General features: G+C 39.5%; 11 protein-coding genes. 8 read left to right on the top strand and 3 right to left on the bottom strand.

Translation table 11 applies throughout. The features are described 5' to 3' along the window. The first annotated feature begins 316 nt into the window (after positions 1-316). The 7 genes from HMPREF9456_RS14080 to HMPREF9456_RS14050 all read left to right on the top strand — a co-directional run bounded on the left by HMPREF9456_RS14080 (position 317) and on the right by HMPREF9456_RS14050 (position 7652). A complete protein-coding gene (locus HMPREF9456_RS14080; protein ID WP_006844218.1) occupies positions 317-2845 on the top strand; it encodes a collagen-like domain-containing protein in 2529 nt (842 codons plus the stop codon). A 23-nt stretch (positions 2846-2868) separates the two neighbouring features. Further along, a complete protein-coding gene (locus HMPREF9456_RS14075) occupies positions 2869-4074 on the top strand; it encodes an OmpA family protein (RefSeq protein WP_006844217.1) in 1206 nt (401 codons plus the stop codon). A gap of 633 nt (positions 4075-4707) precedes the next feature. Next, positions 4708-5151 carry a hypothetical protein gene (locus HMPREF9456_RS14070; RefSeq protein WP_006844216.1) on the top strand — a complete coding sequence of 148 codons (444 nt, stop codon included), beginning with the start codon at positions 4708-4710 and terminating at the stop codon, positions 5149-5151. Between the two features lie 556 nt (positions 5152-5707). Further along, a complete protein-coding gene (locus HMPREF9456_RS14065) occupies positions 5708-6259 on the top strand; it encodes a dihydrofolate reductase family protein (RefSeq protein WP_006844214.1) in 552 nt (183 codons plus the stop codon). A gap of 329 nt (positions 6260-6588) precedes the next feature. Next, positions 6589-6834, top strand: a complete 246-nt coding sequence (locus HMPREF9456_RS14060) for a hypothetical protein (protein WP_006798315.1) — start codon at positions 6589-6591, stop codon at positions 6832-6834. A gap of 38 nt (positions 6835-6872) precedes the next feature. Continuing rightward, on the top strand, positions 6873-7211 hold the full coding sequence (locus tag HMPREF9456_RS14055) for an RteC domain-containing protein (RefSeq protein ID WP_006844213.1): 339 nt from the start codon (positions 6873-6875) through the stop codon (positions 7209-7211). 120 nt (positions 7212-7331) lie between these two features. Beyond that, positions 7332-7652: a helix-turn-helix domain-containing protein gene (locus HMPREF9456_RS14050; RefSeq protein WP_006844212.1), complete on the top strand. Its 321-nt coding sequence runs from the start codon at positions 7332-7334 to the stop codon at positions 7650-7652. A gap of 41 nt (positions 7653-7693) precedes the next feature. On the opposite strand, the gene HMPREF9456_RS14045 is transcribed toward HMPREF9456_RS14050, so the two are convergent. Together HMPREF9456_RS14045 and HMPREF9456_RS14040 are read right to left on the bottom strand one after the other, a co-directional pair. Then, positions 7694-13507: an N-6 DNA methylase gene (locus HMPREF9456_RS14045; protein WP_006844211.1), complete on the bottom strand. Its 5814-nt coding sequence runs from the start codon at positions 13505-13507 to the stop codon at positions 7694-7696. Then, entirely contained in the window at positions 13497-13940 is a 444-nt protein-coding gene (locus tag HMPREF9456_RS14040) for a DUF1896 family protein (protein WP_006844210.1), read from the bottom strand. Before HMPREF9456_RS14040 ends, HMPREF9456_RS14045 begins: the two co-directional genes overlap by 11 nt. A gap of 336 nt (positions 13941-14276) precedes the next feature. On the opposite strand from HMPREF9456_RS14040, the gene HMPREF9456_RS14035 reads away from it, so the two are divergent. After that, entirely contained in the window at positions 14277-14927 is a 651-nt protein-coding gene (locus HMPREF9456_RS14035; RefSeq protein WP_006844209.1) for a GNAT family N-acetyltransferase, read from the top strand. 6 nt (positions 14928-14933) lie between these two features. Here HMPREF9456_RS14035 and HMPREF9456_RS14030 read toward each other — a convergent pair whose 3' ends face one another. Beyond that, positions 14934-17039 carry a type IA DNA topoisomerase gene (locus tag HMPREF9456_RS14030; protein ID WP_006844208.1) on the bottom strand — a complete coding sequence of 702 codons (2106 nt, stop codon included), beginning with the start codon at positions 17037-17039 and terminating at the stop codon, positions 14934-14936. Positions 17040-17075 lie beyond the last annotated feature (36 nt).

Here is a 17075-nt window from a genome sequence, read left to right as displayed (position 1 = left end):
ATCAATTAAACAAGGTCTACATAGTCTACATAGTCATCTTAATCTTTATATATATCTATTAGCAAATCAAGAGGTTGTAATAAAAAATAAGTAAACTATTTATCAAACGATAGGACATGAGTTTCTTTCGTCTGAAGCATAAAAGAGCAAAAGACATGTAAAAAAATTAAATATTGTAGATCTATAAACTAGATCTAGTTTTTTATAAAATAACACGAAGAATAATAAAGGTAGCAGCAGTGTCTAAATTAAAATATTTGATATGAAAAGCAAAAAGCAATATTTTATTACATTATTAATTTATAGAAAAACTATTATGAAAAAGAGTTTTATTAACATTTGTGTTATAATTCTACTTTCGGTAATGTTCAGTTGCGAAAATTCATTAGAGATGATACTTCCGCAAGGGCCGAAAGGAGATAAAGGAGATCCAGGTAAGTCTGCATTCGAACTTTGGTTGGAATATTATGGAAAAGATCCGGGAACTTCCATTGAAGAATTCTTTAATTCTTTAAGAGGTAAAGATGGAAAAGACGGAGATGTGCCTATTATCGGTACTAATGGTAACTGGTGGATCAGTGGTGTAGATACTGGCATTCCGGCACAGGGTAAAGACGGTAAGAATGGCATTACACCTGAGATTGGGGATAATGGAAATTGGTATATCGGAGGAGAAGATACCGGGGTCCCTGCCAGAGGAAAAGATGGTTTCTCTCCTTATATTAAAGATGGTTTCTGGTGGATTGGAGAAATCAATACTCTTGTCCCGGCAACAGGAAAAGATGGAAAAGACGGTAATACACCTACTGTAGAAATTGGCCCGGGTCCGAATTTCTATTGGATTGTTAATGGAACTACGACGAATATTTCAGCAAAAGGCGTTGATGGGAGAGACGGAACTGATGGTAAAGATGGGTATACTCCAGTTATTGGAGACAATGGTAATTGGTGGATCGATGGTAAAGATACAGGTAAGCCATCTGTCGTAATACCTGTTGTCGGAGACAATGGTAATTGGTGGATCGATGGTAAAGATACAGGTAAACCTTCACGTGGAGATAAAGGTGATAATGGAGACAATGGTGTAGATGGAAAATCAGCCTATGAATTATGGAAAGAAGCTGTTGATAAATGTGACGGAACAGTCAAAAACAAAGATGGCTCGAATTACGACTGTTCTAAAAACTCGTGGGAAGACTTCCTTATCTGGCTACAAGGTGGCGATGTCTCTGTATTACACAAATACTGGACAACACTCCCTGGTAATGAAGGTAAAACTATTCAACAGTTTATAGACGAATTATTCGATTGTCATTGTGATGGAATTACAGTAAGTGTAATAGCACAAGACGAATGTGTAGAATTAAACGCTGACGGAACACTCAAAAAAGCTTATAATGCCAAACTAAGTGTAGGTGGAAAGAAAGGAACTTCTGTTGTGGTGACAGGAACCGGTGTGAATCTGACTGGAAACATAACAGACGATCAAACACCAGTTACATGGAATATTCCACGTAGTGATGCAAGCATCCAATTAACTATTGTTTGTACCGAAAGTGGTAATGCTGTGACAAAGAATGCATTTATCCCTGCTCTGAAATATGTAAAGCTAGACGGTGCAGCAACTGTAACACAGGTACCAGATGAACAAAAAGACATGGTTGTAATAAGCTTTTTGTCAGCTCCTGAAGAATTGATTATTGATGGAGAATCGGTTTATACTAAGACAGGAGGCATAAAAAGTGGTTCGGGATGGGCTGTTGCCAATGAAAAAGTATTTGCTCGATCTTATGAAAGAGGGGCGACAGCACAACAACCTACTGTTGTAGCGAAAGGTGCTAACGGAGAATGTAGTACTATAACCGGAGCGTTTACAATTCCTACATTGGCTCCGGTTACTATTGGGACTCCACAACTTGCCATAGTGGACAATTGTGATTTAAGCCTGTCTGTTACAGGATCATCCGGCATGACAGTAAAGGCTTCTTATGGGTCATCTCCAGTTACAACTATTGAATTAACAGAAAGTCCATCTGGAACATACAAGGCAATCGTTCCGAGAGCATATACTGCTTATAATATAAGCGTAGTATCTGAAAAAGCAGGTGCCGGTACGGTAACGAAAACAATAACTGTAAACGGAAGTAATTTGTTAGAGGTTCTAACCCCACTTCAACTTAATACAGTATCGGGATATAATGACAATGCTGCTATTGCAACAATAAAGAGAGAGTTAAAGAATAATACATCTGCTCCACTCAAAGTTACTATTACCAGGGGTAATAATAATACATCAGGTTCACTAAGACGTACGCCTCCTGAGTTCCCGTACGAGGTTACAATACCTGCTAGTGCTTCGGTAACGATGGATTTTCAAAGAGATTATACTATAGCATATGGTAGCGGCTCTTATGTATTGACGTTTACAACTGAAAACGAATGTGGATTGACAAAAACAACAACATTGTCTGTTTCCAATCAAACCAACTATACCTCAAAATTCACAAAACCTGATGGTTTCGGCGGAGACGGTCAGCCTGGAGGTCCGGGATGGGATTATGATACAGATGGGGATCCGAATGTGACATTTATTGTAGATGTGTATGATGCTATACCGAATTCTTATGTTGAGTTCCAGTTATATAAAGGGGTAGGGTATTCCGCAATCTTCCGAGTGGAAGCAAATGCGAATGGACGCATTTCTCAAACTATAACGATGAAAGCATCAGAATTAGAAGCTGCTCTTAATAACGGCTATGGGTTCTTTAAATTCTTTAGTGACAGCGGATATACAGCACCATACAATATTGGAGCAACTAAAGAAAAGATACCTTTTGCATTTTAATAAACTATGAAAAAAAGAGTAATATGAAAAAAAATTATTTAATATATATTCTTTTGTTCGGTTTATTGTCTCCCTTATGTCCTGCTGTAGCGCAGGACATAAGTTCCGGAGTTATAAACCCAGAAGAAAAGACAAAGAAAGCTTGGGAAGTAGGTGTAGGTGCATCAATATTCAATTTTAGTCGTATTGATTTTACCAATTTCCAAAAAGCAACGGATAACTACAAGTTAGGCATGCATTTGCGTCATAGTATTATAGGGCCTCATCTATACATAGCTCGTGAACTGAATACACATTTCTATCTGGATGTACAAGGAAATCTTAGTTTCACAGAACAATATGTGGATGGCAAGGATAAGTTGAAAACAGCTTTCATGGTAGGCCCTGGTTTACAATGGCGTTTAGGTGAGTATTTTGGCTCTAAATATGTAGATCCGTTTTTCCGCGTAGGGGTAAATTATATGAAGAAAAATTTCGATATGAAATATACCGGATCGGAAGGTACGTTACCTGAAGAAATGTCGTGGGTACTCGAAAACCTATATAACAAAGATGGTATCGATCGTAACGAAATGTTTCCGGTTGCATTTGGGGTAGGTTTAAATGCATGGTTGAACGATCGTTTTGGTATTGCATTACAAGGTGACTGGTTAATGATGCCTCACAAAAATGTAGCGAATTCTACTCAGGGTACAGTGCGTTTGATGTGGCGCCTTGGTGGAAAATCCAAGAAAGCTCAACCATTAGTACAATATGTAGATGTTGAGAAAATTATCCAGTCTCCTCCTCAGATTATTGAGAAAATTGTGGAAATACCTGCTACAGTAGTAGAAACACCATCTACTGAACTTTGTGAGTTATTCAACAATATTTACTTCGAGTTTGACAAATCAGATATTCGTCCGGAGAGTAATGAAACGTTGGATAAAATAGCTAATATCCTCAATAATAATACTGCTAAAAAATACTTGATAACAGGATATACTGATGCAAGAGGTAGCGCTGAATATAATATCGGCTTATCTAGAAGACGTGCAGCATCTGTTATAAAAGCTTTGGAAGACAGAGGTGTTCCTACCGATATACTAAAATCGCGTGGTGTGGGTAAGAAGATATCTTACGCTCCTGTTAGCGAATCGCATATCGTGCGTGAAGGAGACCGCAAGGTTACTGTAGAGATAATAACTAATATCGACTATTGGAACTTTATGCCAAAAAGAGATTACTAAGTATTTTGTCTTAAAACATTGTTAATAGCTACAAAACAAATATAAGTAGAAGTAGCTTGCTAGCATTCTTTTTCTATTGTAAAATAGAAAAATGGCGAAAATAAAAAATGCTACCGATCAGATATCGGAAGCAGTGTAGTTTTGTAAAAGTTTTTGTTAAACCGTGTGAGATGCGATATTTCGCGCGGTTTTTTAAAGAAAAAACAGTTAAGTAAAATTAAAATATGCTACCGATTGAGATCGGCAGTTATGTAGTTTTGTAAAGTTTGTGTTAAGGATGATCCGCGTGAGATGTGATATTTCGCGCGGTTTATAAATTATACCGATAAAATGAACATAAGGTGTAATGAATAATTTCTAACCATATGTTTGTAATATATGATCTTAGAGTAAAGTTTTTAAGAGAATGGAATAAGAAGAAATAATGAAAAAATAACTTAAATGATTAAAAGGTTTTTCAAAAGATATGATTGGGTAAAAATTGCAGGCATATTTTGACAATAATAAGTATAGATATCCTTATTATTCTATTTATTTCTTCTTTGTTTTCTACCTGCACAGGAAATTGAATGTACAGATAAGTAAAGGATATATAAAGGAGTATACAATATAAAAATTAAACATATCTAATACATGGAACGATACGCTAAGCGGATAATAAGAAACTTACAGAACCAGATAATTAAAGGGACTTATAACCCTAAAGAAGGTTTAGTTTACGGATTAAGTGATTCCCCTTTTGGGGATATTTATTGTATATATCGACTGGAGAAAGATATACTGACATGTTTTACACTTTTCGAACCTGAAGTACCCGACAAAGCAGAGAGAGAGGTCCTAGCCTATCTCGAAGGATTAAATAAAGAACCCGGAGGTGGATGTTTTTATATAGACAATATTTTATCCCGGATTATTTTTGCTGTGGATTATGAGATCTCCAGGGAAACTGATACTCCTTCATTTGACAGTTTCTGCACGTTGGGCTTCTATCGCTTTAAGAAGGACAGACAGATATTATACTGGATGCTGACAGGAAAAATGGCCAAGAATCCGGATGTAAAATTGCGTAGATACTAATATATATAGCTGAGAGAAAAAATATAGATAATATCAGGAATTGATCATGGACTTTTTCTCAACGGATACGATCTTATCGATTCTATTTCTATCGGACGTTATCAGTCTGCAAATATTTAAGACTTTTCTTTTTCTAAAAATAAAAACATGAAAATAAGCGAATTAATAACAGATTTACAGAAACAGCAGGATTTATGCGGAGACCATGAAATTAAAGTCCGGACCCATCACTCCGGAGTAAGATATAGTATTGATTATATAACGTATTGGACAAAAGAAAAGGAATATCATATTGGTATTGAAAGAAATGTGGAGCCAAGCCGCTCCTATAAATAAACGATAAAAAGAGATGTACTAATATCCTTTTCTTAACAGGCTGATACTTGTCTCAGAGTATCTGGCTTGACCAGTCAAATGAAATTTTGGAAGTTAAATATTATATCTATATAGAGTCAAGAATTTCTCTTATTTCAATCAATACGACAAATAGGGAATTACATATTATCTAGAGAATATTATTGATGACACACATTATTAAAATAGAGAGACCTAAAATATGAGTAAGATAAAGATGTATGCAGTCATATCTCTTGATGGCTATATAGCTCAAGTAAACGGGGATATAGATTTCTCGGAAAAGTACATAAAGCAATATGATTATGGATTCAAAGATTTTCTTCGAACAATTGATTGTGTTCTTTTCAGTCATCGCCATTATACGATGATTCAATGTTATAATTATCGTTGGAAATACGAAAATCTTCCTTGCTATGTTATATCCAGGCATTTTTTTGAAGCCCCACCGAAAAGGGATATCCGTATTATCCTTGATAACAGGAAATCATCCAGATCCTATATGAACCAGGTACAGGAGATCATTTCCTATGGAGGCGGTGATATCTGGCTTGCAGGAGATCATGAATTAATTGCCGAATTTTCAGAACAGGAATTGATAGATGAATTTACCCTTATAATAATTCCGGTAACTCTGGGGCATGGTTTTCCCTTGTCCATGGGAAATGCGAAAGAAAACTATTGGGAGTTATCATCACAACAAGCTTACCCGAATGGTGTAATACGTCTTAAGTATCAGAGGAACATTAAATAATGTAGAATATGAGATAAATATCGAACTTCCTTGGGATATACAAAATACTCTAAAATTATTCATAGGCCAATATTTTATAAAGTATACAAGATAATAGCTGTTACATATGATTATTTATGCTATTATCTCTTTATAAAACTTTGGACATAATAAGTCTATATGATAGTGATTGAAAACGGTTAGCCTAAAAAATAAGCAGGTTTATAGCATGATATAGCACTTATAATTTTCAGAGAAAGAAAGCTATCGTCGAATAAGAAACAGAAAGCTGAGTAAATATGGTATTGCCACCTGTTTGCTTTTAATAATAATCTAAAAAAAAGAGTGATATGAAAAGATTAATAAACACACAGTTATTATGCCTGCTGAAGAAAATGGATGGAACATTCAATCTTGGCAAATATGATATTGAATCAGCGTATGAAGACTTCGTACATAAAGTCACGACTCTTTGTACCTCAGAGAAAGAAAGTATTCCTGCTTATTTTACAATACATTATACCCGCTTAGAATTGGAAGGATTCCAGATGTCATTAAGCGATAAGGGGGCGGGAAAAAAAATGCTCCAATTCTAAGTTGCATAGCCCATAGTTTATCCTTCCTTAATGCTGCTTTGCAATGGATAGAGTATAATCCAAAACCTGTTTCTTCCGATACAAATAACACAACAGAGCCTTCTTCCTCCGGCTATTATATCTGGGGAGGGACAATCACAGATCTAATAGAACTGGCAATAGCGATTTATAATATTAAACTGATTCGTAAAGCATCCGGTAAACTAATCAGTTTTTCTGAAATCATACAAGGCCTGAAGCTTATTTTCAATGTCAAGATTCCAAAAAATATTTACAGCCGCAAAACTCGCACAATGGAACGTAAAAAAAATCCTTCCTCTATGTTAGAGCGACTGCTTGCCGTTTATAAGAATGAAGTAGACAAATTCTATAAGTAAAACACTAAGTTTAATAATCAATATGTTACAAACTAAATGGTGGTATCTGCGGTGGTAGATACCACTTTTATTGTTTTCGTTTCCGCTAAACTTGCAGAAGAAATTAAAACAAGCAAGTAGATGAACGACGATAACAACCTAAAAGATTTTATGCAGGCGTGGTTCGAACAATTTATGGGACGTTTCGACCGATTGGATAAATTTATGGATATAATGAGCGGACGACATAACGTACTGAACGGCGAACGGCTTTTAGACAATCAAGACCTGTGCCAAATGCTGAACGTAAGCAAACGGACATTACAGCGTTACCGTTCGGCTGGGGAACTGACCTATATAACCATCCATCACAAGATATTTTACACAGAGAAAAACGTAGAGAAATTTATTCGTGATCATTTTAGAGACAATATAGATGAGGATATGGTAGAAAAAGAATAAACAAAAAGACCGCAGAATTATTCTTCTACGGTCATCTTCATTTAGAGCTTCATGCCTCTTTTTTCTTCTTTTGGTGGCGGACTACTACCCACCGATCCAATTACGAACCTATCCGCCATAACTTCTTTTACTCCTTGCAAAGTATTCGGCATAGAGGCATCTTGAATCGCTGTTGATTTTGGGCTATTCTGAGATTGAACCTGATTCTTTTCAGAAACATTTTCTTGTCCCTCGCTTTGCTCGATGGGCTTCAATGATAACTCTATCTTACGCTCCAATGCAGTAAGTTCCGTTTTTAAATCTTTCAATTCGTTCTCTTTCGACCAAATACCTTCCACGACTTGCTTCAGAACAGGTACATCCTGCATCCGCTTATCGGTGTCCGTTTGATACTTCTCCAATAGTTTAGGCATACTGTCAAGTGCATTCAGAAAGTTAAGCGAGGCGGTTTTTGGATCTGCCGCCAAACTTCCATAATTATAGTTATAAAGTATCTGCCCCTCGCCACGTATGAAAAATCGGTTTTGTATCAAGTCAAAACCATCTTTATTCGTAGTTTCGGATTTTACCAATAGATCAAAACCATACAACGAGCCGATTTTCTCGTGTGCCCCGTGTGTACGTGCCTTATCCGATATCTCGTTCAATTTCTTGCCGATAGCAACCGGATCGGCAGCTTGAAACCCATCCAATTTTACAGGATTGAGCCGTGTGCCATCGGGAGCAACCTGCACCCTACTATTAAAGGCTTCCACATCTTTGGAGATGCGATCAATATATCCTTTATTGGATTCAACCGTCTGCATGATATTCTCCAACTTGTATCGGCTCACTGATTTGCCACGAGTGAAAGCCTGCTTTTCACTGTCCAAAGCAGCAATCTTCTTTTCAATCCTTGCTTTCTCCAGCAATTCGGTGTTCCCCGATAAGATAGCCACATATTCAGAAAAGTTCATGCCACTTTTCTCATCCATACTGCCCTCGTCAATGGTGCGAGTACCCAAATTATTGTTTTTAAGCTGTTTGATAAATAGCTGCTTATTGTGGAGCAAGCCAAACTTATAGGCATCGAGTGATTTTTCTACGGCATATATTTTTATATCTACCTTATTATCAGCATACAGTTTGGCAATTTCGTTGCCTTTGCGTATTGCTCGCCCGTCGCGTTGCTCCAGATCTGACGGACGCCACGGTGCGTCCAAATGATGAATAGCTACCGCCCTCTTTTGGGCGTTCACGCCTGTGCCCAACATCTCGGTAGAGCCGAACATTACACGGATTTTACCCTCGTTCATATCCTTTATCATGGCTTTTCGTGCCCTCTCGCTGGTGGCTTCCTGAATAAATCTGACCTCGGATGCAGGGATGCCGTAATCTTCCACCAACTTACGTTTGATTTCGGTATAGGGACTCCATTGCCCCGGTTTGTAGGTTCCCAAATCCGAGAAAACGAACTGTGTTCCTTTCTGGGCATTGTACTTTTGATAATAGTCCGCTATCGAAGCGGCACAATGGCTGGCTTTGTTATCTATATGATCGCCATACTTATCGGGATCTATCATCCGCATATCAAGAGACATCTTTCGGGCATAGTCGGTTGCTATCAGCATCTTTGCTTTTTCTTCCCGTTCCGATAATGGTGCACGTCCCAAAAGAGTGGCATTGCCCGTTTTGGCGAACTCCATCAGCTTACCGATAAATTCCTGCTGGTCGGGTGTGGGTGGTATATTGTGCAGAATTTCGTTCTTTTCGGGACGATTAATACCAATATCCTGTGCGGTACGGTAATCGGTAATTTCGGAATAGAAAGAAGCCAGTTCCGGCACTTTGATAAAATAGCGGAAACGTTCTTTCTGCACGATCTGGTTGGTAACCGAAAACTCGTAATCTTTGGTTTTCTTGGCAAAGATAGCTGCCCAAGCATCGAAGGTATTGATGCCTTGTCTTTCCAATTCCCTGGGACGCAAATATTTGAATAACAGATATAATTCGGTCAATGAATTGGAGATCGTTGTTCCCGACGAATAAGTAGCCCCTAAATCCTTGCCTGTACGTTCCTGTATGGTACGCAAGGCAAAAAGCATATTGAGTGCCCTTTGTGAACCTTCGGTATTCCCCAAGCCTGCCACACGGTCATGACGGGTGGTAAAAGTCAGATTTTTAAATTTGTGAGATTCATCTACAAACAAGTGGTCTATACCGATCATCCGAAAATCAGACATATTATCCTTGCGATTCTCGATCTGGTGGGCTACCCCTTCCAATTTAGCTTCAAGATTGCTTTTGCGTTTCTCACAACCTTTGAGCATCCCTCTTGATACCTCTTTACCCTGTGAACGCAATACTTCAAGATTTTCCTCCACGCTATCGAGTTCTGCCTGCAAGATGTCCCGCTGTATCTCCGGGGATTGTGGTATCATCCCGAACTGTTCGTGTGTTAAAATAACAGCATCCCAATTGTTGTTTTTCATTTCATTAAAAATACGATTGCGGTTCTGCGGTGTAAAATCCTCCTTGCCTGGATAAAGTACCTTTGCATCAGGGTATGCCGTACAAAAGGTCTGGGCGATTTCATGGACATTGGCTTTCAGTCCTGTGATAAGGGGTTTATTCACTAATCCGAGCCGTTTCATCTCCATTGCTCCACAACACATAATCAGCGTTTTGCCACCTCCCACTTCATGGTCGATTATACCACCACCGTTCAATTTAAGCATCCAGATGGCATCTTTCTGGCTCTTGTATAAGTCGGGAATACCCAAGCCTTTTAGATCGAGTCCGGGAAAAGTCTGATGTGAACCGTCATATTCGGGACGTACAAAACAATTGAACTTACGGTTATAAAGGTCGGTAAGTCGGTCTTTAAATTCGGGAGTCTGCTCTCTGAGCCATTCCGAAAAGCCGTTACGCATCTCATCTATTTTGGTATTGGCAAGCTGAATCGCTTCTCCGTCCCGTACCTTTGTCTCCTTGCCATTGACTCTGACCGTTTTGGTAATATCGGGAGTCGTGTCGTGCAAGGCATGACGCATCAGGGCAATACCATCAAAGGTGCGACTTTCTCCTTTGACAGCATACTGATCACTGATCTTAGCATTTTTAGTATTGGAATTTATGCTAAACTCATCTCGGCTCTGTGCATAATGGATATTGACGTCCGTTTCAAAGAGGTGTAAAGCAAAAGCGGCATAGATACCCGTAGGTATCCAGCGTTCACCGAAATTGAAATCCAGATCGTCGAAGGCTATCGGTTTGGGTATGGCTTCCTGTAAAACAGTCAGAGATTCTTTGACTGTTTTATGTTCGGGATTGCGGTCAATAAAATTCTGTACCTCATCTGCTTTTGAGATAACATTGCCCGATATAAACTTATCTGCTACCTCATAGTCACCAACAAGAGGATTGAAATAGATTTTACCTTTTAGTTCGTCAAGTATTCCCTCTTGCGTATTATTGGTTAGAGAGACCATGTAGTCCAAATTGACTGCACCGTATTTATTGAGACTGGAAACCAATGCTTCGTATGCATTATCTACTTTGGAAATCTCATTGGGATTGAAAGCTACGGGATGTTCAAAGATATCAGCCTTCATCGCTTTGCCCTCTCGGTAACGTTCCAACGAAAGTATTTCCCGTCCTGCGACATCCATCTTGATAAGTTCGAGGTTTCTCGCATCGTTCAGGTTTCCGAATTTTTGTGTAAAATCATCATACAAGCGATTGAGCATCTGCCGTAATGCGGGATTCTCTTTCAGTGTATCGGCTTCGTTGTTGTACAGATGGTTGTAAGTATCGCGTATCTCGATATAAAGTGATGCCTGTTTTTGTTGATTCGGTGGCAATTCCAACGGATGAAACATAGGTTGATGTCCGTCCATATCCCGCAGGTAGCCGATGCGATTATCTGCATCAGTGACTAATGAGCCATCCTTATAATGTTTTGGCAATCCGGTTTCGGGTATTGGCATCGGAATAGGCTTTAATCGTTCTGCCTTTTCCTTTTCCAAACGTCCCGCACGTTGTTCGGGTGTTTCTGTTGGTGTACTTGCTGTCGGACTTTTAGCTTGTACCTCCTTTTGCTGGCTGGCTTTAGGCTGTGGTATGGGCATACGGCGACGGGAACGCTTGGGCTGTTTAATCTGTGAACGTTCTTCGGCTGAAAATCCAAACAAGTCGTACAAGGTAACAATCGGCTGTTGCTGCATATCAGGCGGCGGTACTTCCTTTTGTTCTATTACTTCTCCAGTATTCGTATTTACAAACAATCCGCTGGCTTCATCCTTGATGATTGTATCTTTTTTTTCTATTGTTGGTATAGCCTTCGTCTTTTCCTTTGGTGTGGCAATGCGTGGTTCTACAACTGCTTTTCTCCCCTGTTCGGACAGTTCCGCCCATGCTTTGCGGTTTCTGGCTTCTCCAAAAGGATGGAAAAGGACTAAATCTTCTTCAATAGGTTCGTAAGCCGATTTGGGACTTAATTCCACCATATCCGAAACGGATATTTCCTGTATGCCTTTTGGCTCTTGAATTTGTTTTGTTGTTTCGGATTGTTGTACTGTCGACTGTGTCAGAAAATCCTCCACTTCTTGCCAAAATGGACTAAGGTCATCGGGAAGGCGAGTTTCATCTAAATTGGGTGTTTGTCTTATTTCCGCAGTGGGAGCTACCTGTAATTGCAATTGTTCTACTGTACTCTGTGCATGGCTTTGATAATGCTGTACATCTAAATGTTGAGTAAAATCTTCATTCAGCATCCGATACAATGTGGCGGCAATGGCTTCCGCTCCTCCCGAATGAGTAAATTCCATTGCAGGTTTTCCGTAAGGGTCAGTACCTACTTTTACATCGGTCTGTATCACCCTGTCGAAGTCTTTGAACAGATTATTTACAGATATACCGTTCGATAATTTGCGAGATTCGATAAAATCCTGCTGCCTTTGGGTCGGCAGGATATTATCATTCTTACGTTGCAGGATAATCAGATCGCTTCCGACTTCTGTTCCTGCTTCCTCTGTAAACAAGTTATTGGGTAATCGGATGGCGGAAACGACATTGCAACTATTCATCAGGTGTTCACGAATCGGTTTATTCTGCTCCGAATTAAGAACTCCCTGTGAAGTGATAAAAGCTATCAATCCTCCCTCACGGGCAGCCATCACACTTTTAGTGAAAAAATAATTATGGATTGCCTTTGTAGATTGGCTCACTGCGGGTATCTCATGTTTGGATAGTAAAGGATCAAATACAGCAACATCGCCGAAAGGAATGTTCGAAGCGATTACATCATAATGCTGCGAGTATCGTCCTTCCATTTTTTCGTAACCTTCAATCCGTATTTTATCCTCTGGGTGGAGGTGTGAGAGAATCTTGCCTGTCAGCAGATCTTTTTCAAATCCTGTTACTTCTGCATCAGGAACAGTTTCTTTGAACGAGGATATAAACGCTCCGGTTCCCGCACTCGGTTCAAGAAAACGTTGAGGTTTGATGCCACTGTTATTCAGAGCGAGTGTCAAAGCATCAATAACGGGCTTGGGTGTATAGAAAGCGGTCAGCACCGAATTTTTAAGGGAGCTTACAGAGCGTTTGTATTCGGCATCATCTTTCGCTCCTTCCCGTAACACTTGATGTAATTCGGTTACAAGTGGGAACAAATCATGCTCCGAGGCTTTCCAATATTGTATATCTTCCTGTTTGGCGGCGGGATTCAACACGGCTTTTATCCCTCCAAAACCGGAATAGGCTGCCAATTTTATTTTTTCATCATCGGTAGCCTGCCTTTTCTCTTTATCGAGAGCAAAAGCAATGCGTATTGCCTCGATGTTATCCCGAAGATGGGCTTTTTTATTATAAGCCATTTTCGAGAAGTATTTGTATTTCACCAGTCAGTTCCGTGTAAAACTGATTGTACTCAGGTGTATCGGCGAAATCATCAGACAAGCTGTATTTCTGAATTGTACCCGTAAGGCAGGGTAATAGCTCCATTGCTATGCCTTCGGCTTGTGAGGGAGGTATTTCTTCGGAAAATTCTTCCCAAAGGATAGTTACAAGGGTTCGGTAGGTGGAGAAATATAAGCCTTCGTATAAGACCTTTGAAGAGGCTTCTTCTGCATAGTCATGGGTATGACCTGCTTTTATAGCTTGGCTATACGTCTCTGCTGCGGCATCACCACGTACAGCAATAAAGTTGTGGTCAGTTGCTTTGTCGGGATGTGTATCACGTAGATAAGATAATAGGGATAGTCGGAAATAAGACAGTTCTATAACTGTTGTTTTAGTTTTTGTCGCCATATCATTAATTTTTTAGTGGGGTCGAAGACCCTTTTGTTATTGCTTTTGTGAGTGTAGATATATCAATAGCCTTAGACCTAATGATATACCATAAAGCATTTTCTTTAGCTTATAGTTTGGGAAAGAAAAAGGCATCCGGAGCTTAGCCCCGGATGCCACCACTAAAAAATCAATGTTAAACGACTATTCCGAATCGTAGAACAAAGACCTTTCAGTGGCAAATATAGTGAAATTATTATTTCAATGGTCGCTTCTTTCTTGGTGTCATTGCGTATCCAATCACTTATATTTAAATTTGTCTGATTAATTGAATCGTAATATCAATAAGCAATTGTCATGTCTTTACCTGATGTCCGAATAGATAAATTGAAAGAATCTGAATACGAAGAGGTCGCTACTATTTTAGTAGATGCTTTTGAATCGAATCTAGCTTATGCTTCAATCTTCGTAAATAAGGATAAATTGCGAGACGGATTGTTCTGGTTATTTAAGACCAATCTATTCCTGATAAACAGAAGACAAGCTGTGACAAAAGTCGTTCGAATAAAAAATTCAATGGAAATAATAGGAGTATTTAGCTTATTACCTCCCAATGGAGTAAAATCTGAATTTCGCGATTATTTCAAGATCGGATTACCCCGATTTATTATGAATTTTGGATTCTCTGCTTTACGCACAATGCTTAAGATGGATTCTCTCAATAAACAGCTTCTAACAAATGCCATCGGAACCAATGACTATTATTATTTGTCGATGGTTGCCATAAAAGCCAACTATCAGGGCTCTGGGATTGGTTCTTATATGATTGACGATTGCTTACAAAAATTGAAATCTATAAATCGAATATGCCATATTGTTGGTTTAACAACCCAACTTCCGGAAAACGTCACTTTTTATACCCGATTAGGATTCCAAAAATTGGATGAAGGTGAAATTCAACTGAAGAAGGGCTGTTATTACAATTATAATATGAAATTGAATCTATAACTTTACTTAAGAACGTTTCTTTTTGCTGTCACCTTTACGTGGCGGGAACTCAAATACAGTTTTGTAGTCCGCATCAAATTTTACGATGGCATCAAAGGTGCTTCCGGTCTTGCCGCTCACAAAACCTTTAATTAAAGCAGTCTTTCCGTTCATCAAAAGATCGGTCAACTGTCCATCTGTCAACTCTTTTTTGGCAATGGTTCTAAATACAGTTAATCCACAACTTTCATCTTTACATTTTACTACTTTGGGGTAAAATACCATCTGTTCGTTTTTACACTTAGGACAAGGACAAGTATTGCGACTATCTGTACGTTCAATCGTAGTAGAAAGTAGCTCCATAGTAATTTGTGAGGTGTAGATTTCTATTCCTTTATGGAATGCAGCCGCATCCATTTCTCCCGAAGCTATTTTGTTTAAGGCTTCCTCCCATTGACCTGTCATGGCTACATCGGCTATCTTCTTGTCTTTTACAGCCAGATAGACCACCAATCCTTTATTGGTTGGAACAAGAGATTTTTTCTCTCTCACAATATACTCACGAGAAAACAACGTTTCGATAATGGATGCACGGGTAGCAGGTGTTCCGATACCGCACTCTTTCATTGCTTCTCGCTGCTGTTCATCTTCTACCTCTTTGCCTGCGGATTCCATCGAACTAAGCAAACTTGCCTCCGTATGCAATGGACGAGGTTTGGTTTGCTTTTCTTGAATCTCGCAATCACGAACAGAAAGATTATCTCCCTCCAGAAGAACAGGTAAAGCGATAGAATCCTCTTCATCATTTGGCTCGTCTTTAGCATCAAATACCGCCTTCCAGCCGGGGACGAGCGTAACGCTCCCTTTGCAGGAAAAGTGTACGCCATCGGCATCGAGTGATACGGTGGTGTTCTCTTTGATGCAAGGTTCGCCAAAGGCTTCAAGCATACGCCCGGCAATCATATCGTAGATAAGTTGTTCATCTTTGGATAATCCCGAAGCGGGATCTTCCGTGATAATCAGTGCATGGTGGTCGGTCACTTTCTTATCGTCCACCGAACGGGTATTGAGTTTGGTATCAAATCGACTATCAATATAAGTCCTAAAAAGAGAGTGCGAACGAAGTGTAGCGATCAGGTGCGGTATTTCCTCCAACACATCCTCGGAAATATAGCGACTTCCGGTTCGGGGATAGGAAATTTTCTTCGCCTCATATAGACTTTGTGCTATTGTCAACGTTTTATCTGCCGAAAAACCGTGCTTACTGTTGGCTTCCTTTTGAAGCGTAGTAAGATCATACAGCAAGGGTGGTTCTTGTTTGACTACCTTGCGTTCTACTGCTGTAACGAGTAACTTTCCCGTAGCTTTGACCTTCGTTGCAATCTCTTCAGCCTGACTTTTGGTATCAAATTTATCTACTGAATGAACAGCAAAAGTGATAGGTTCTTTTTCTGTCTGCAATTTCAAACGAAAATAGGTCTGTGGCTTGAAGTCTTTATTTTCCAGATAACGACTACAAATAATCGCCAGTGTTGGGGTTTGTACTCTGCCAAGTGACCAAACGCCATAGCCTGCGGAGATCGAAAGAGCCTGACTGCTATTGATGCCTACGAGCCAGTCAGCGGTACTGCGGGCTTTGGCTGAAGCATACAGATTGTCGTAATCTGCTCCGGGGCGAAGGGTCTTAAAGCCGTCTTTGATAGCTCTGTCAGTAAGCGAACTGATCCAAAGTCTTTTGAACGGAAGGGTGCATCCTATATATTCGTATATATAGCGGAATATGAGTTCCCCTTCTCGTCCGGCATCGGTTGCCACAACAATAGATTCTCCACGATGGAATAACTCGCGGATAACTTTTAATTGCCTCATCACACCGGGATCGTTTCTGTACTGCTTACCCTCTTTGACTTGTCGGGGCAAGAGTTTAAATTCTTGGGGGAGTATCGGCAGGTTCTTTTTCTGAAAGCCTGTGATACCATAATGCTCCGGCATGGCGAGTCCGACCAAATGCCCGAAAGCCCACGTAACGGCATATCCGTTACCTTCCATATAGCCCTCTTTTTTATTATTTGCTCCGACTATGGCTGCTATACTTTTTGCCACAGAGGGTTTTTCTGCTATTATTATTTTCATTGTAACATTGATTTTTTAGTGGTTGGGGTCGCAGAC

Origin of the sequence: Dysgonomonas mossii DSM 22836 (assembly GCF_000213575.1) — a bacterium.
In the GTDB taxonomy this organism is placed as follows: Bacteria; Bacteroidota; Bacteroidia; order Bacteroidales; family Dysgonomonadaceae; genus Dysgonomonas; species Dysgonomonas mossii.
Note: the sequence above shows the minus strand (reverse complement) of the source record. Positions and strands in the feature narration are given on the sequence as shown.